General features: G+C 52.7%; 15 protein-coding genes. 6 read left to right on the top strand and 9 right to left on the bottom strand.

The genetic code is table 11. The annotated features are described in order from the left end of the window. The first annotated feature begins 11 nt into the window (after positions 1–11). The 5 genes from dapA (at position 12) to ACTQ3R_RS10125 (ending at position 6,597) form a co-directional block, all read left to right on the top strand. A complete protein-coding gene (gene dapA / locus ACTQ3R_RS10145) occupies positions 12–923 on the top strand; it encodes a 4-hydroxy-tetrahydrodipicolinate synthase (protein WP_441779132.1) in 912 nt (303 codons plus the stop codon). Between the two features lie 50 nt (positions 924–973). Further along, complete coding sequence (gene pdxA, locus ACTQ3R_RS10140) at positions 974–2,068, top strand: 4-hydroxythreonine-4-phosphate dehydrogenase PdxA (protein ID WP_441779131.1); 1,095 nt, start codon at positions 974–976, stop codon at positions 2,066–2,068. Between the two features lie 54 nt (positions 2,069–2,122). Next, positions 2,123–3,421: a dicarboxylate/amino acid:cation symporter gene (locus tag ACTQ3R_RS10135; RefSeq protein WP_441779130.1), complete on the top strand. Its 1,299-nt coding sequence runs from the start codon at positions 2,123–2,125 to the stop codon at positions 3,419–3,421. Positions 3,422–3,466: 45 nt separating this feature from the next. Next, positions 3,467–4,672: an aminotransferase-like domain-containing protein gene (locus ACTQ3R_RS10130; RefSeq protein WP_441779129.1), complete on the top strand. Its 1,206-nt coding sequence runs from the start codon at positions 3,467–3,469 to the stop codon at positions 4,670–4,672. 137 nt (positions 4,673–4,809) lie between these two features. After that, on the top strand, positions 4,810–6,597 hold the full coding sequence (locus tag ACTQ3R_RS10125) for a PrpR N-terminal domain-containing protein (RefSeq protein ID WP_441779128.1): 1,788 nt from the start codon (positions 4,810–4,812) through the stop codon (positions 6,595–6,597). A 119-nt stretch (positions 6,598–6,716) separates the two neighbouring features. Here ACTQ3R_RS10125 and ACTQ3R_RS10120 read toward each other — a convergent pair whose 3' ends face one another. The 8 genes from ACTQ3R_RS10120 to ACTQ3R_RS10085 form a co-directional block, all read right to left on the bottom strand. Further along, positions 6,717–7,586 carry a DUF4438 domain-containing protein gene (locus ACTQ3R_RS10120; RefSeq protein WP_441779127.1) on the bottom strand — a complete coding sequence of 290 codons (870 nt, stop codon included), beginning with the start codon at positions 7,584–7,586 and terminating at the stop codon, positions 6,717–6,719. 40 nt (positions 7,587–7,626) lie between these two features. Then, complete coding sequence (locus ACTQ3R_RS10115) at positions 7,627–8,568, bottom strand: ABC transporter ATP-binding protein (RefSeq protein WP_441779126.1); 942 nt, start codon at positions 8,566–8,568, stop codon at positions 7,627–7,629. 4 nt (positions 8,569–8,572) lie between these two features. Beyond that, positions 8,573–9,586 carry an ABC transporter ATP-binding protein gene (locus tag ACTQ3R_RS10110; RefSeq protein ID WP_441779125.1) on the bottom strand — a complete coding sequence of 338 codons (1,014 nt, stop codon included), beginning with the start codon at positions 9,584–9,586 and terminating at the stop codon, positions 8,573–8,575. A gap of 11 nt (positions 9,587–9,597) precedes the next feature. Beyond that, complete coding sequence (locus ACTQ3R_RS10105; protein ID WP_441779124.1) at positions 9,598–10,653, bottom strand: ABC transporter permease; 1,056 nt, start codon at positions 10,651–10,653, stop codon at positions 9,598–9,600. After that, a complete protein-coding gene (locus ACTQ3R_RS10100; protein WP_441779123.1) occupies positions 10,646–11,581 on the bottom strand; it encodes an ABC transporter permease in 936 nt (311 codons plus the stop codon). The genes ACTQ3R_RS10105 and ACTQ3R_RS10100 overlap by 8 nt, the downstream gene beginning before the upstream one ends. A gap of 79 nt (positions 11,582–11,660) precedes the next feature. After that, on the bottom strand, positions 11,661–13,319 hold the full coding sequence (locus tag ACTQ3R_RS10095) for a peptide ABC transporter substrate-binding protein (RefSeq protein WP_441779122.1): 1,659 nt from the start codon (positions 13,317–13,319) through the stop codon (positions 11,661–11,663). 522 nt (positions 13,320–13,841) lie between these two features. Next, positions 13,842–14,219 carry a hypothetical protein gene (locus tag ACTQ3R_RS10090; protein ID WP_441779121.1) on the bottom strand — a complete coding sequence of 126 codons (378 nt, stop codon included), beginning with the start codon at positions 14,217–14,219 and terminating at the stop codon, positions 13,842–13,844. A 13-nt stretch (positions 14,220–14,232) separates the two neighbouring features. Continuing rightward, positions 14,233–15,624, bottom strand: coding sequence for an MATE family efflux transporter (locus ACTQ3R_RS10085; protein ID WP_441779120.1), 1,392 nt, complete (start codon positions 15,622–15,624; stop codon positions 14,233–14,235). Positions 15,625–15,806: 182 nt separating this feature from the next. On the opposite strand from ACTQ3R_RS10085, the gene ACTQ3R_RS10080 reads away from it, so the two are divergent. Beyond that, the gene (locus ACTQ3R_RS10080) at positions 15,807–17,039 is read left to right on the top strand and encodes an aminopeptidase (RefSeq protein WP_441779119.1); all 1,233 of its coding nucleotides are present in this window, start codon (positions 15,807–15,809) and stop codon (positions 17,037–17,039) included. 154 nt (positions 17,040–17,193) lie between these two features. Here the strand turns inward: ACTQ3R_RS10080 and ACTQ3R_RS10075 are convergent, their stop codons facing one another. Beyond that, a complete protein-coding gene (locus tag ACTQ3R_RS10075; protein ID WP_441779118.1) occupies positions 17,194–18,147 on the bottom strand; it encodes an ABC transporter ATP-binding protein in 954 nt (317 codons plus the stop codon). Positions 18,148–18,149 lie beyond the last annotated feature (2 nt).

The following is an 18,149-nucleotide window of genomic DNA, read 5'->3' as shown; positions in this document are numbered from 1 at the left end:
GAGAAAGAAGCATGAAGCAAGTAGAGCTAAAAGGGATTGTGGTTCCCATCGTAACACCGATGAATCCGGAAGATGAGAGCGTCAACCTTTCCCAGCTGCGTAACCAAATTGAACGTCAGATTGCCGGTGGTGTGCACGGCTTGTTCACCTTCGGGACCAACGGCGAGGGTTATATCCTGAGCATGAAGGAAAAGGAAGAGATTCTTGAGGCCACCATCGACCAAGTAAAAGGCCGGGTTCCTGTCTACGCCGGCACGGGCTGCATCTCCACACGGGATACCATTTACATGAGCAAGCGGGCCGAACAGATGGGGGCGGATGTGCTGTCCATCATTACTCCGAGCTTCGCTCTGGCCAGCCAAAAGGAGCTTTATGACCACTATGCGGAGGTGGCCAAGCATGTGGACATCCCCATTGTCCTCTACAACATCCCGCCCCGTACCGGAAACAAGCTTTTGCCGGAGACGGTAGCTAAGCTGGCCAAGGATGTGGATGTGATCATGGGGGCTAAGGACTCCAGCGGTGACATTGACAACCTAAAGGCATATATCCAACAGACGCGGGACATCGGCAAAAACTTTGCCGTACTGGCTGGTAATGACGGTTCTATCCTCACCTGTCTGAAAGAAGGAGGTGCGGGCGGTATCGCCGGCCGGGCCAACTTGTATCCCAAAGCTCTGGCTTCCATTTACAATTACTTCGTGGCAGGGGAGCTGGAAAAGGCACAGGAGATGCAGGACGCGGTGGCCACCCTCCAGCGGGTATTCAAGTTCGGCAATCCCAACACGGTCATTAAAAAGGCGGTGAACCTGCTGGGCTATCCGGTGGGTGACTGCCGCAGGCCCTTCAACGATCTGTGTGAGGAAGGAATTGCGGAACTCAAGGCTGTGCTGAAGGAAAATGAAGCAAAGGGGCTGTGCTGAGAAGCCGCTCTGAACATGGAAATCCGATGATCAATTAGGAGGCAGACAATATGAGCAAACCCATTCTCGGTATCACCATGGGCGATCCCTTCGGCAACGGCCCTGAGATCACGGTTCGGGCGCTGAATGACAAGACCATCTATGACCGCTGCCGCCCCCTGGTGATAGGGGATGTGAGCAGCATGGAATACGCCCTGAAGGTGGCCCAAAAGGTGTCCGGTATCCATCTGAACCTCAATCCGGTGAAGAACGTGAAGGACGCCAAGTTTACTTATGGCACCATTGATGTGCTGGATCTGGGCCTGGTGCCTGCGGACCAGATTCCCGATACCTCCCATGAGGAGGAACCCAAGCCCTTTGGGATCGGGGCCTGTGCCCTTGGCGGGGAGGCATCCTTCCAGTATGTGAAGAAGGTCATTGAGATGGCCATGGCCGGTGAGGTGGACGCTACGGTGACCAATGCTCTGGCCAAGGAGGCGATCAATATGGCCGGCCATCACTACTCCGGTCACACCGAGATCTATGCCGATTATACCCACACAGACAAGTACACCATGATGCTGGCCCACGAGAGCCTGCGGGTGGTCCACGTCTCCACCCATGTCTCCCTGCGGGAGGCCTGCGACCGGGTGAAGAAGGCGCGGGTGCTGGAGTGTATCCATATCGCCAACGAGGGCTGCAAGGCCCTTGGAATTGACAATCCCAAAATCGGCGTGGCGGGCCTCAACCCCCACTGCGGTGAGAATGGTATGTTTGGCCGGGAGGAAATTGAGGAGATTCAGCCCGCCATCGACGAGGCCCTGGCCGAGGGGATCAATATCCCAGAGAAAAAGCCCACCCCGCCGGATACCGTTTTCTCCAAGGCACTGGGCGGCTGGTACGACATTGTGGTAGTCATGTATCACGATCAGGGCCATATTCCCTTGAAGGTGAAGGGATTTGTCTATAACAAAGAGGAAAAACACTGGGAGGCGGTGGCTGGCGTAAATGTCACCCTGGGTCTGCCCATTATCCGGGCCAGTGTGGACCACGGTACTGGCTTTGGCCATGCGGGCAGCGGCCACGCCAATGAGCTCAGTCTTATTAACGCGATGGATTATGCCATCCAGTTAGCGTGTCATGCAAATCGCAAAGGAGGAGAGTAAGAGGCAAGGCTGTATTCCCCTGGTAGGAAAATAAATGATGAAAGGGAGAAAACAATGGAAACAAAGGAATCGAAAAAAGCAATGTCTTTGGGTAAAAAATCAATTATCGGCCTGATTTGTGGACTAATTCTGGGCGGCATTTTATGCTTTGTTCCGCCAAGTGTGATTCGGGATGACTTCCTGATCAACACAGTTTTGAAAATTGTAGGTACCGGTTACCTGAACCTGATCAAAATGACAATTGTTCCCTTTGTGTTTGCATCGCTGGTCATGGGCATCTCCTCTGCCACCGATGTAAAGCAAGTTGGCCGTATCGGCTCTAAAATCCTGCTGATTTATATGTGCACCACGGTGGTGGCCTCGGCAGTAGGCATTGCGGGCGGCATGATCCTGAAGCCCGGAGCCGGAGTCAATCTTGGTTCCTTTGATTTAAGCAGCGAATATTCTCAGGTGGAGACTTCCTTCGCCGATGTTATTTTGGACTTTATTCCCACGAATATTGTTGCTTCCTTCGCCGATGGTGATATGATCCACATTGTGCTGTTTGCCGTATTTGTGGGCATTGCAATGAGCCTGCTCGGTGCCAAGGCTGAGCCGGTTCGGCAGTTTAACGAGGCCTTTGGCAATGTCATGTTAAAGATCGTGAACATGGTAATGAGCCTGACCCCCTACGGCGTGTGTGCACTGATGGCGACCACGGTGGCCAACCTGGGCTTTGATATCATCATTACCCTGGCCAAGTATTGTGTGTGCGAGATCTCGCTGTTCTTCCTGTATGGCTTTGTGGTCTATGGCCTGCTGTTTACCTTCTTCACCAAGCAGAATTTCTTTAAGCTGCTGAAAAAGTATGCGAAGATCGCGCTGGTTCCCTTCTCTACCTCTTCTTCCAATGCCACCATTCCCTATTCCATCCAGTTCTGCCGCAGCGTGGGCGTCTCGGAGAAAGTGGCAGCCTTTACGATCCCCCTGGGCGCGACGCTGAACATGGACGGTACCGCTATCATGCAGGGCATGACCGTGGTATTCGTTTCTCAGCTCTATAACATCGATTTGACCTTTACCATGCTGATCACCCTGATCATTACGATCACTCTGGCGACGGTGGGTTCTCCTGGCATGCCCGGCGTGGTTATGGTAACGCTGACCCTGGTGCTTCAGTCCGTTGGCTTCCCCCTGGAGGTCATTGCCATCATTGTGGCCATTGACAAGTTCCCCGATATGTTCAAGACGGTCCTGAATGTTTTGGGTGACTCCATCTGCACCATTATCGTGGCCAAGAGCGAGAAGGAATTTGACGAGGATATGTTTAACGATAAGAAGACGGCCGACGTTGACGTCAGCCTGATGGGCTGATCATCTCAAATGATCCGTATTTGAGTTTAATTGGAGGACTATACCATGGTTATTCACAGCGAATATTTAGACTCACTCACTCCCTCTGCCATTCGCAGCATCACGGCAAAAATTCGTGATAAAGCAAAACAGGGTGAAAAAGTAGTATCCTTTGCCGGAGGACTGCCCAGTGCGGAATTCTTCCCCGTAGACGACCTGAGAAAGATCAACGAACAGATTTTTGATGAGGAGGCTGGCGAGGCCATCCAGTATGCAGCTTCGGATGGCTACGATCCCCTCAGAGAATATTTGGTCACGTTTATGGAGCGCTTCCAGGTTACCGGCCTCAACTACAAAAACTTTTTGATTACCAGCGGCGCCCAGCAGGGACTGGCCTATCTCTCCAAAGGACTGATCACGCCCGGCTCTGTGGTGATCACGGAGAATCCCTCCTATCCGGGGGCGCTGGAGACCTTCCGTTCCTGCGGTGCAAAAATTGTGGGAATTAAGATGGACGACGAAGGCATGTCCATGGAGGAACTGGAGCGGGCACTGAAGGAGCATGAAAAGGTAGCCTTCATTTACACCATTGCCGATTTCCAGAATCCCATGGGAGCCAGCATGTCCATCCCCCGCCGCAAGCAGCTGGTAGAACTGGCGGAGCGCTATGACACCTTTGTGGTGGAGGATGCCCCGTACAGCCTGATTTCCTTTGACGGAACGGTCATGCCCGCCATCAAGAGCTTTGACAAGTACGGCCGGGTGATCTATTCCGGGTCCACCTCCAAGACGATCGCCCCCGGCCTGCGGATCGGATGGCTGGTTGCCGATGAGGCCAGCATCCAGAAGCTGGTTTATATGAAGATGCGGGACGATCTTCAGGTCAACAATATGGCACAGCGCCAAGTGCTGCACTATCTGCGGGATTGCGATTTTGACGGGCATCTCCGCCAGGTTGTGGAGGTATATAAGCGGCGCAAGGAAGTCATGATCGAGCAGGTAAAGGCCAGTTTCCCAGAGGGGACCCGTATTGTTCCCTCCGGGGGCGGACTCTTCCTCTGGGTGGAGCTTCCGGAAGGCAATGATACGCTGGAGATGTTTGATTATGTGTTCCAGAAGAATATTGCCTATGTGCCCGGCGTGTTCTTCTGTCCTGACGGCAGCGGCAAGAACGCCATGCGGCTCAACTTCTCAACCACGGGAGAAGATAAGATTCGGGAATGTATTCCCATTTTGGGTCAGATGATCAAGGAATATATTCAGAAAAAATAATGGATCAGCCGGTTGAGTGCAATGCCTCAACCGGCTATTTTATTGGATGGAAATCGTGGTAAGAGTAGACAAATTGCAAAATGCATATTACACTAAAATTTACTGGGAGGCACGGAAAAGAACGGGAGGGAAGACAGGTGCATCGAAAGGTTCGCGTGTTGGGAATTGCTCCGTATGATAACATGAAAGCGTTGATGCTCAACCTGGCGCAGGAGCGGGACGACGTGGAGCTGACCGTGTTTGTAGGGGATTTGCAGCAGGGGGTTGAGCTGGCCAAACGGAATTTTTATAACGATTATGACGCCATTGTATCCCGCGGCGGAACAGCCCAGCTGCTGCAAAAGGAGCTGGACCTGCCAGTCGTTGAAATTGCTGTGACCCCGTTTGATATCATGCGGGCGATGAAACTGGCAGAAAGCGTCTCGGACCAGTATGCCATTGTAGGATTTCCAGGCGTTACGGCCAGTGCGAAACAGTTGTGTCAATTGATGCAGTACCGGATCGATATCCATACCATTCAGAACGAGGAGCAGGCGGAGAAAACTCTTTTGGAATTGAGACAGAAGGGGACAGGGGCCATTTTATGCGATATGGTCACCAACCGCACTGCAATGCGCCTGGGGCTGAATGTAGTGCTGATCACCTCTGGCCCAGAGAGCATTCAGGCCGCCTTTGATGACGCGGTGCGGCTGTGCCGCTGCTACGACAATTTGCGGGAGGAAAACCGCTTTCTGCGCAGCATTATCTGGAACCAGATCAACCACACTTTGGTCTTTGATGATTGGGGAGAGATCTTTTTCTCCACACTGGAAAATAACGCCCTTCCCATTGTGGACAGTCTGCGGGAGGAGCGGAACAATGTGCCCGATTCGGAAGAGAAGCGTATTCTCAAGCGGATCAACAACATTCAATATGATGTGCGCATGCACCGGGAGGTCTTGAATGACCACCCCTATGTGGCCTGTTATTTTTCTGAGAGCCGGGTGCCCTCCGCAGAGCTGCAGCGGGGCATCCGCCTGGTGAGCCAGCAGGACGCGGAGCAGGAATATAACGGAAGCCTCTATGGCATGGCCGGTTTAATGCGTGACTTGCAGGCCTCCTGCGCCCACCTGAACCAGTCCTCGCAGCCAATTATGGTCTGCGGAGAGGCGGGGTGCCTGAAAGAGCAGGTGGTAAATTACCTTTACATGACAAGCAGCCGGCATAACTGCCCCCTGGTCATCATTGACTGCTTTTTGCTTAACGATAAGGCGTGGAATTATCTGGTGAATCACTATAACTCCCCTCTGGCGCAGAGCGGGTGTACGATTTTTTTGAAAAGTGTGGATGTTCTTTCGCCCGAACGGCGCCGGCAGATATTGGCCAATATGCTGGCGATGGACATCTGCAAGCGCAACCGGGTGGTATTTTCCTGCGTATGCCAGGTAGGGGAATCGGTTACCGAGGCAGGAAAGGCGTTTGTGGAGCATCTGGGCTGCTTGGTTTTATATCTTCCCCCCATGCGGGAATATGCATCGCAGATTTCTGCAGCGGCCAATATATGCCTGAGCAATCTGAACATCGAATTGACCAAACAATTGCTGGGGCTGGAGCCTGGCGCGGTGCAGCTGCTGCATGATTTTGATTGGCCCGGCAACCATGCACAGTTCCAACGGATTTTGCGGGAGCTGGCCATTATGACGGACGGCCCCTACATCACACAAGAGGATACAGCCCAGATCCTGCAGCGGGAGCGCACCGTAGCGATTGCAGGCCAGAGGGCGGAATGCGGCGGGCAGCGGCTGAATTTGGAGGGCACATTGGAGCAGATCAACAGTGAAATCATTCGCTGCGTACTGGAAGAGGAAAACGGAAATCAGAGCCGAACGGCCCGGCGGCTGGGAATCAGCCGAACGACGCTCTGGCGTCTGCTCAGCGGCCGGTGATGGTTTTCTCATTCCGGTTCTGCGGCGAAGGGGCCTAGGCGATCCACCCAAAGAAAACAGGAGTGACACAGATTCCCTGTGTCACTCCTGTTCGCTTTTTGGATAGGTTCCGATTGCACTTATTTGGCGCAGCCAGCCACCTTTTCGTGGTACTTGGCCAAATTGGCATCGGGGTCGATTTTCCCTTCAATCAGGGGCTTTCGGCAGGCCAGGATGGTGGTGATGCCGGGGCCGTGTCCGCTGACCACGCAGTCGCTGTGGATGACAACACCCACGGAGACGGAACCTCTGTAGAATCCTCTTCCGTGAACGTTGTCGCAATCCTCCATCAGGACCAGATCGCCAAAGCGCAGTTTATCCAGACCCAGTTTTGCGATCTCCTCCCGATCTGCAGTCATCAGGTCGTAATCTCCGGTGTAGCAGTTTCCGCTTCCCACGCCGGAGCCCATCAGGTAAGAGGGGACCACCGCGACCACGGGGACGACCAGCTTGCCGTCTTTTTCCTCGATGTCCATGGCCTCCAAAATATCGGGATCAAGGCTTTGCACCTGCACATCCGGATAGTCCAGAAGCTTGAGACCCTGGCCATAGGCCTCCACCAGAATGTTGTCTCCAATTGCCATCTTATACAGGTCTTCCTGGTCAAAGTCAGCGATCACATGCTCGATGCCGCCATGCTTGCCGGTCACATAGCCCACAGCTCCCTTTGCATCGCCGGAGACAACGCGGGCTTTATTTCCCAGGCAAGAGAATACCATAAAAGCGTTGTTGCTGTTTTTGTCTGCGTTCTGCATGGATACGCCGGGCTCGACATGGTCGCCGGCCAGCCCGTATGCACAATCGCCCACCTTGACATTATAGGTAATTCCGCCAATGGCAGGTACCACAAAGGCTTCTCCTTCGGAATTTACCCGGATCTCAGAACCGGAGGGGTGATGGGCGGCACCCTGTACAGACATCTTTACAAGCTTATCACGATTGGTTCTCATGTTCACTAAATCTCCTTTTCCATGATCTTGAATTATCTTGTTATGCGTTGCTTGGCTGCAGCGCGTCGATTTCTCGTTGTGTCAGCAAAACCCAGTGCTCATCGGAAATCAGGTGCCAAATCAGCGGCTCATTTTCGTTTCGGTAATCGGCCGCGTTATAATGGATCCGTCTCCGGTTCCGTTCCGTTCTGGGATCGGGGAGGGGAATGGCGGACAGCAGAGATTTGGTATAGGGGTGAATGGGGTTTCGGTACAGCTCGTCGCTCTTTGCCAATTCCACAATACGCCCGCTCTCCATGACCGCCACCCGGTCGCTGATGTATTTGACCATGGAGAGGTCGTGGGCAATAAACAGGAACGTCAGATTCTTTTCCCGCTGCAAGCGCTTGAGCAGGTTGACAATCTGGGCCTGAATGGACACGTCCAGGGCGGAGATGGGCTCATCCGCGATGATGAATTCCGGCTCTACCGCCAAGGCGCGGGCGATGCCGATGCGCTGTCTCTGGCCGCCGGAAAACTCATGGGGATAGCGGTTTGCATGCTCGCGGCTCAGTCCAACCGTTTCCAGAAGCTCATACACCTTGCTCTTGATTTGATCCCGGCTCATTTTGGGCTGGTTATACAAGATGCCTTCCGCGATAATATCCAGAACGGTCATTCTCGGATCAAGACACGCATAGGGGTCCTGAAAGATCATTTGGATTTTGCTGCACAAAGCGCGATGCTGCTGCTTGGGCAGCGACCGGTCGATGGTGGTACCCATAAAGGTTATGGTCCCGGCCGTGGGCTCGTTGAGGCCGATGATCACCTTGCCGGTGGTGGATTTTCCGGACCCCGATTGCCCCACCAGGCCAAAGGTCTCGCCCTTGTAGATATGGAATGAGATGTCGTTGACGGCCTTAAAGGAGGAGTTTTTCCCTACCTTAAAGCTTTTGGTCAGGTGCTCTACCCGGAGCAGAATGTTGTCTTCCGTCACAGCCATTTGCTTACCTCCTCTGTCTCAGTTCAGCCAGCGGAGACTGGATTTTAGGAGCGTATTCATGAAGGAGCCAGGTTGCGGCAGAGTGTGTATCCGAAATGCGGAACATGGGCGGTTCCTCTTCAAAGTCAATCTGCATGGCAAAGCGGTTGCGCGGGGCAAACGCATCGCCCTTTGGCGGATTGATCAGATCCGGCGGGGAACCCGGTATGGACCACAATTCGTCCTTCGAATCGCTCATGGACGGCATCGAGGCCAACAGCCCCCAGGTATAGGGGTGGGCAGGCTGGTAAAACACTTCATCGGCCGTACCGATTTCCACGATCTTGCCCGCATACATGACGGCTACGCGGTCGGCCACATTGGCCACCACACCAAGGTCATGGGTAATGAAGATGATCCCGATGTCCAGCTTCTTCTGCAGGCTTTTGATCAGGTCGATGATCTGGGCCTGAATGGTCACGTCCAGGGCCGTAGTAGGCTCATCACAGATCAGAATTTTGGGGTGGCAGGCCAGCGCGGCCGCGGTGACGATCCGCTGGCGCATGCCGCCGGAAAATTGGTGGGGATATTGCTTATAGCGCTTTTCCGCATCCTTGATTTCCACCAGGCGCATGAGCTCGATGGTCTGTTCCCGCGCCTGCTTGCGGCTTAGCTTTTGGTGTTTGATCATGCTTTCTGAAATCTGATGGCCGATGGTCATACAGGGATTGAGCGAGGTCATGGGGTCCTGAAAAATCATGGCAATGTCTCTGCCGCGCAGGTGTTCAAATTCCTTTTCTTTCATGGTGGTAATCTCTTTGCCGTTATATCGGATGGAACCACCTACGATCGAGCCATTGGAGGCTAAAAGACCCATCATCGCTTTGCTGGTAACCGATTTTCCAGAGCCAGACTCTCCTACGATGGCCAAGGTCTCGCCTGCACAGAGATCAAAGTCTACTCCACGCACGGCCTGTACCGTTCCGCCCTGCGTCTTGAAGTTGACTTTCAGACCCTTCACTTCCAAAATCTTTTCCATTGCGATCCTCCCTATTTATCCCGCATTGTGGGGTCAATAGCGTCACGCAGACCATTTGCAAACAAATTCAGACATAGCATCAGAATGCTGAGCACCAGGGTGGGGTAGAGCATCATGTAGGGATAGGTGCGCAGCGAGGTATATCCGTCGTTGATGAGAACACCCAGAGATGCCGCCGGAGCGGGCAGACCCAAACCGATAAACGCCAAAAACGCCTCATAGAAAATGGCGTTGGGGATATTGAAGGTGATGGCAACTACGATGGTGGGCAAAATATTGGGCAGCATATGCTTGACAATAATTTGCCGCGGCGTTGCCCCCAGGGTCCGGGCTACCATGACATATTCCTGGTTTTTGATTTTCAGCACCTGGCCGCGCGTCACGCGGGCCATGCCGATCCATGAGGTAATCACCATGGCCAGTGACATGGTAAAGATGCCCGGTTTAAAGACCAGCAGGAACAAGATCATGACCACCAGATCCGGAATACTGCCCAGAATTTCCGTAAAGCGCATCATAAGGTTATCGATCTGGCCTCCATAGTAGCCGGCAATTCCGCCATAGGTCACCCCGATAAACAGGTTGATGGCCGCCGCCAAAAGGCCGATGTAGATGGAGATCCGTACGCCATACCAAGTGCGGCTCCACTGGTCACGGGCCAGGTTATCGGTCCCGAAGAAGAAGTATTCGTCTTCAATTCCCCGCTCGGCATACACGTCCACGCCTGCGCTGTCGGTACCGTCAAAAATGCCGAAATTCTCAAGCACGGGAATTCTGGGCGGGAGCTTGATGTAGGTCCGCATGGGCTCAATCTGTTCGTAATATTGATGGGGACTGCAAAATGGCGCGATCACAGCGGTGAAAGCCAAGAGAATCAGTACGACCAGGCTTGCCATGGCCATTTTGTTTTTCATCAGACGAATTTTAACGTCTTTCCAGAAGGTGAAGCTGGGCCGCTCCATACGGTTTAACCCGTCTCCATCATTGTGGACAAATACAAATTTGGAAGGATCCAGCGTGTCACATGAGCTGGAACCGTTGGGAACAGAAGTTGTCATATCATTCATTGTGGTTACCTCCGGCGAGCCGAATCCGTGGATCGATCAGTCCGTACAGAATATCGACTACCAACACCACAGATAAGAACATCAAGCTAAATACCAGTCCTTCTCCCAAAATGACAAAGTAGTCATTGTTTTGGATGGAAGTGACCAACAAATTCCCCAGGCCGGGCACACTGAAAATTCGCTCTACCACGGTAGATCCGGTGATCAGACTGATGGTCATGGGGCCCAAAATAGTCACCACCGGGATCAAAGCATTGCGCACAGCATGCTTTATAATGACCTCACTGCCGGTCAGGCCTTTGGAGCGGGCAAAGAGGATGTAATCGGAGTTGATAATATCCACCAATTCATTCCGCATGTACTTTGCGGTGGTGGCAATGACGGAAAACGCCAGTGCAATGGTAGGCATGATGGTCGAGACGGCGTTCCCTTTATCATAGATGACCGGGAGGATTGCCATCTTAACACCGAAATAGTACTGCATCAGAGAACCAATCACAAAAGCGGGGATCGATACGCCGATGACAGCAATGATGGTGGTCAGATGGTCCCAGAAGGAATTGCGTTTCAGGGCCGCCACAATGCCCAAAAGCACGCCGATCACGCTGCCGCATACCAGGGCCTGCAGGCCCACCCGAACGGACGAAGACATACGCGCTGCGATCATGTCGCTGACATCTTGGTTGTTGAAAATAAATGACGTCCCCAATTCTCCATGAAACAGATTCGACACATAGCGTGCGTACTTCACAGGAATTGGATCGTTCAGCCCATATTTTTCATCCAGCAGCACCCGTTGTTCCGGCGTCAACTGCAAATCATTGAACGGAGATCCCGGCATGAATTGAAGCAGCAGGAATGTAATGGAAACAATGAGTGCAATGGCAATTACCATATACAAAAGTCTGACCAGGATATACTTTTTCACAAAGCGGCCTCCTTATCCGTCCCGTTTAGTGGAAAGTCTGTGGCCCCCTCCCAGGAGCCACAGACTTCCGAAACCACAATTACGCTACGACATCCATAAGGGCGAAGAAGCGCTGGGGTGTAACATCAGAATAGTGATACCCCTCAACCTGATCCGCGACAAGATACATTCTGGCGCCCTGGAAAATAGGTACAGTTCCCATTTCCTCCACGACCAGGATTTCCTCCGCTCTGCGCAGGGCTTCCCAGCGCTTTTCTTTGTCATTTAAGTACTCGCCGCTGGCCAGCTGCGCCAGTTCGTCATACTCGGCGTTGCTGAAATGGCCGGTATTGGCATAGAAATCAGTGGTGAACATATCAATAAAGAAGGACAAGTCAAGATAATCTACGCCCCAAGTGGAGAACGTGGTATCAAAATCTCCGGAGATTTCCTTGTCAATGGCAGTTTTCGAAGTAGCATAATCAAAGGTAACCGTTAAGCCCTCCAGATTCTTTTCCAGCTGAGACTGGAAGAACTCGGCAAGGCGCTTGCTCTTGGTGCTGTCGCCGATCATCAGCCGGATCTCATACTGGGGGAGATTCAGCTCTTCTTTTGCCTTGGCCCAATATTCCTTGCCCTTTTCAATATCGGTAGCGGGAGGAATGTTGGTGGTGGTGCGGAAATCGTTTCCGTTTTCATCATAGTCCAGTCCGGCCGGAATGATGTAGTCAGCAGGAGTGGAACCATTGGCGTAGATTTCATCGGTGATGAACTGCTTATCCAGCACGCAGGAAATGGCCCGGCGTGCGTTTACGTTGGCCAGAATGGGGTTTTGCTCGTTCATGACCAGGAAGTTCATCTGGGTGGTGGCGTAGGCATGGGCATGAGGATCGTCCTTATACATAACAGCCTGCTCGCCATCCAGCTCAAAGATATCCAGCTCACCGGTCTCAAACAGGTTCACTGCGGTGTTGGCGTCCTTGACGATCTTGATGATCACCGTGTCAATGGCCACCTGATCAGCCAGGGGATAATCCGGGTTCTTCTCCAGACGGATCTCATACTCGGTCTGCCAATCGGCTACCACATAGGCGCCGCTGAACAGGGCGTTCTCTACAGAAGTGCCGAATTTGTCTCCCACAGACTCCTGGAACTTCTGGTTAATGGGAAGGAACGCAGCCTCACACAGGAAGGTCAGCAGATAGGGGACGGGACGGTCCAGGCGGACCTCCAGCGTATAGTCGTTCAGGGCGGTGACCCCCAGCTCGCTGCCATCCAGATCGCCGTTGACCACGCCTTCGGCGTTGATGATGTGCGCTTTGGACAGATAGTTGGCATAGGTGGAGCCGGTGTTGGGGTTGCCCAGCCTCTGCCAGGAGTATACAAAGTCGTGGGCGGTAACGGGGTCGCCGTTGCTCCACTTAAAGTCATCCCGCAGGTTAAAGGTATAAACCATGCCGTCCTCGCTGACGGTGTAGTCCTTACAAATTTCGTTGGTCAATTTGCCTTCCTGATCGTGTTTAAACAAGGTGGCCACCGTATTGCTCAGCACTTCGGCGGTGTTGGAGTTATAGCACAAGTTCATATCCAGCGTGGAAATATCTCCGGTGTAGGACAGGGTGAGCACCTTTTCCCCACTGGAGGCATTGCTCTGCGCGCCGGATGAGGATCCGCCAGCGGTTTGATTGCCGCCTCCGCATCCAGCCAGGACCGTCAGCAGCATTGCAGCAGCCAAGGCCATCGATAAAACTTTTCTCATTCTGATCCTCCCTTTCGTTTGAGCCCTATTCTCTTCTCTGGGATTGAACACGCTTTTATTTTCCTAAGTCAGTCAAATAAAGAATCGTGTTTTCTATATTGTACTTTATTCCAGCAAAAAAAATCTGTAAACTAGTTTACAACTGGAACAAAAATAGACAAATGGACAAGCTGATAAATATTGTTGTTGTGGCAGAAACACCAAAGAATTGACTGCTGTATGGATGGTTCGGGTGTTTGCAGCTGTTTTCTGCCGTGTTCCTTGCTATGCCGTAGCCTTACAGCCCCAAATCTTCGTCTGCAGGCCCTTTTGTTTGGGAGATTTTGCGCGGATAAAAAACTGCGGCCCTCCACAGGAGGGCCGCAGAGTGCCGATCGGACAAGTATGCTGCAATATCCATAATGCCCAAAAGCATGGAGGTTCCCATTGGAATCATGGTACCCCTGGACCTGAGGCCAAGCCGGGAACATTCTGGCCCACGGAACATGGGGATCGCTCCCAATGGCAAAGGCCGCACGTGCATCATACGGAATAAAACAGTCCGACCATCAGATAAATCACTGCCATGGTGATGATGGAGGCAACCAACGCCTCACTCCCTTTCCGCAGGTCAGGCTGTGCGGTGTTTGATTCATTCAGCTTTTTCCGCTGCTGGGTGTGGTCGGTGTGGGTAAACAGTTCCACGATTGCGAAAACAAATTTTTTCATGGAGCGGGAAAACCCGCCGTAGGCATTTTGGCATTTTAAATAGTAGATGCCTGACAGGATAAAGATGACCAGCCCCACCAGAAACGTGGCATTCATCCAGTTTACCAGGTGAAATCCCTGAACCAGTGCGATGACCAATCCAATGGCCCACTGGGCCAGTATGTATTTTCCAATGTTTAACACCCAAATCATATCAGGGTCCTCCTTAGTCCTCCCGCTTTTCCTGGGCCAGTGCCGCAAAGGTGCCAACGCGGCGTTTCCACCATCCGCTCTTATAGTATGCCGTAATAAAGACAAAACCGCAGGCCCATCCAATGACCATGGACCAGTACAGAACGTCTGAGGTTTGAAAGATCTCCATTAAGAAAAACAGCAGCGGTATGCGGATAAAACACTGGCAGAGCATGGAATTGAGCATGGGAATGATGGTATTGCCGGCTCCGCGCATGACACCGGCCAGCACATCGATCACGCTGAGCATCCAATAGAAGGGACATAGGATCCGCAAGAGATGCGTGCTTTCCTGAATCAATGCGGCCTCATCGGTGAATAACATCAACGGATATTTGCCTGCGAAGAAGAGCAAAACCGATAGGCATAGGGTAATGGACATGCTGAGCACAATGCCCTGGTGGGTTCCCGCTTCCACCCGTTTGAGATCACCTGCTCCAATGTTCTGACCGCTGTAGCTGGTCATGGCCAGTCCCAACGTGGTGATGGGCAAAATACAAAGAGCGTCCACTTTCATGACCACCACATAGGCCGCCATGACATATTTTCCGAAGTCATTGATGACCGTTTGGATCAAAATCATGCCCAGGGAAAAGGCCGTCTGCTGCACAGCCGCGGGCAGGCCGGTTTTGATCATCCCTCCCACCATATGGCGGTCTGGGTGCAGAGAGTCACGGGTGATCTTTGTGTAGTTTTTGATGCGGTTCATCCGCCAGGCGCTGAACAGTACGGAGATGAGCTGAGCCGTTATGGTGGCCCAGGCCACACCAGCCACACCCCGCTTGAGCACTACCACAAAAAACAGATCTAAAATAATGTTGCAGATACTTGCGATGCCCAGCGCCAACAGGGGGGTCCAGCTGTCTCCCAGGGCTCTGAGCACAGAGGCCGCCATGTTGTAATACATGGAGATGGTGACCCCCAAAAAAATGACCCACAGGTAGCTGCAAGCCATGGGATAGATTTCTTCCGGCGTATGCAGGCGCTGCAAAATCCACGGTGTTGCCTGGATTCCCACAACGGTCACCAGAAAACCGGTGACCAGAGTCAAAAACCACGCGGTATTGATGGCCCGCCGAATGGCCTGTTCATTTTTCGCCCCAAAGAATTGTGAGATCAAAATGCCTGCGCCTACGGAAAAGCCAATAAACAGTCCCACCATGAGATTGATAATGGGCCCGCTGGTTCCCACGGCCGCCAGTGCCTCGCTGCCCATATAGCGTCCTACCACCGCGGCATCTACGGTATTATACATTTGCTGAAACAGATTTCCAAGCAGCAGCGGGATGGAAAACCGAAGAATGACTTTCCATGGCGTTCCCACCGTCATGTCGGTGACGCCTCCCAGTTTTACGTCAGCAGCCATTTTCTCATCTCCGATCTCTGTTGTCTCTAGGGATTGCCGCTTTATGCACAAAAAATTTTATATATAGACCATTGCAGATGTGTATTGTGAGGAAATTTGTAAAGCAGTTTATAGCTTTTTCTGGTGAAAAGGCTATGATAGAATCATCGCAGTCCATACTATTAGGAAAGGCGGTTCGGCTGATGAACGAGAAAATCTATCGCAATTTTGCTCAGGTACTGTTAAAAGTAGGCGGCAATCTGAAGCCCGGTGAAATTCTCATGATCAACGCTTCCCCCAGAGACTATCTCTTCGTGCGTGAGATCACCAAGGTGGCATATCAGATGGGAGCCAAATATGTAAAAACCGATTTTTTCGATGATTCTGCGAATGTCTTGCGGTGTCAGTATTCTGAGGAAGAATATCTGGACTTCTATCCCCAGTGGCTGTCCAATTATCTGGGGGACAGTGCGCGGGACAATGTATGTATTTTGTCGCTGGCCAATCCAAATCCGGATCAAAACGCCGGACTGGACCCGGAGCGGGTCATACGGATGGAGCGGGCGGAGTTAACCGGGAAAGTGCCCTTTGCAAAGGCCCGTTCCGACGGCCATGTGAGCTGGGTCAAAACCTGCGTTCCCTGTCCGGAATGGGCGCAAAAGGTCTATCCCGAGCTGGAGCCCGACCAGGCGCTGACCAAGCTCTGGGAGGATATGATTAAAATTGTGCGCCTGGATGCGCCGGACCCCGTCCAGGCCTGGATCGATCACAAAAACAACATTCGGGCCAAAAAGGAAGCGCTCAACCGGCTGAACCTGACCAAGCTATTTTTCCACGGCCCCGGTACTGATCTGGAGATCGGGCTGGTGGACAACGGAACGTGGGTCGGCGGATATGACATCAATGAAAAAGACCAGTCTGAGTACATCCCCAACATTCCTACCGAAGAAATCTTTTACGTGCCGCACAAGTACAAAATTAACGGCACCGTCACAGCCACCCTCCCGCTGAACTATCACGGTACCATCATTCGTGATTTCCATATGGTGGTGAAGGACGGCCGGGTCATGGAATATCATGCCGAAGAAGGCCTGCACGCCCTGAAAAACATTCTGGAGACCGATTCAGGCTCCTGCTATTTTGGGGAAATCGCGTTGGTTACAGTACAGTCTCCCATTTACCAGATTGGAAGAGTGTTTTATGATACGCTGCTGGACGAAAACGCGGTATGCCACATCGCCCTGGGAAATGCCCCGGCCGGCGTAGTGGCGGGAGGCACCCAGATGAACGCGGAACAGCGGGACAAAATCGGTATCAATGTAAGCAAGCTCCATGTGGACTTTATGATCGGCTCGGATCAAATGGATGTGGACGGGCTTACCCGCGACAATCAAAGAATTCCAATTATGCGCGGCGGAGATTGGGTCATTTCGTGATATATGGTGATATATGAAAGCTATGAAGGATAACCAGTGGTTATCCTTCATAGCTTTTTTCAGAGGAAAAAGGGGATACGTTCCTTCATCGGGGGAATGATGGAACGGTTTCGTTCCAGGATCTTTGTGGAAAACAAGGAGGGTTCTATACTTCTTATTCGTACAGAACACAGGAGACAAAGTGGTCTTTCTCCACCTCGCGCAGGGAGCAGACATGCTGCGCGCAAGCGGCTGTGGCGTTGGGGCAGCGCGCTGCAAAGCGGCAGCCGGGCTTTGGCTCGATGGGGCTTCGCACTTCGCCGGTCAGGATCTGCCGCTTGGCGTTTCGGGCAGACAGGTCGGGAATGGGAATGGCGGACAAAAGCGCCTTGGTATAGGGGTGCATGGGATTGTGGAACAGCTCCTTGCTGGGTACGCGCTCCACACATTGACCCAGGTACATCACAGCGATCTCGTCGGAGATATGCTTTACCACAGACAGGTCGTGGGTGATAAACACATAGGTCAGTCCCAGCTCGTCCTGAAGATCCATCATCAGGTTCAGGATCTGCGCCTGAATAGACACGTCCAGAGCGGACACCGGCTCGTCACAGACGATGAAGTCGGGATTTACCGCCAGCGCTCGGGCCACGCCGATGCGCTGCCGGCGGCCGCCGTCCAGCTCGTGGGGGTAGGAGTTGATGAAGCGCTGGGCCAGGCCCACGGTATCCATCAGGTCCTTGACCTTTTTCTGAATTTCCTGCCGGTTTTTCATCAAGCCGTTGGCAATAATGGGCTCTGCAATGATCTCACTGACCGACATGCGGGGATTCAGAGAGGAGTAGGGGTCCTGAAAAATCATCTGGGCGCGCAGGCGCATCTTTTTCATCTGCGCCGGGCGCAGCTTATAGATGTCCTGCCCATCCAGCAGCATTTCACCGGAGGTGGGCTCCAGCAGGTTCAGCATCAGCCGGCCCAGGGTGGACTTTCCGCAGCCTGATTCCCCTACGATGCCCAGCGTCTTGCCCTTTTGGATGGAAAGGCTCACATCATCCACCGCATGGAGCATGCCGCGGGGCGTTTTGAAATATTTCTTTAAGTGGTTTGCCTGAATAAAAGCCTCAGCCATAA

The organism is Lawsonibacter sp. LCP25S3_E2 (assembly GCF_052117285.1).
Taxonomy (GTDB): domain Bacteria; phylum Bacillota; class Clostridia; order Oscillospirales; family Oscillospiraceae; genus Lawsonibacter.
The sequence above is the reverse complement of the archived record's forward strand: the minus strand, read 5'-3'. Positions and strand labels throughout refer to the sequence as shown.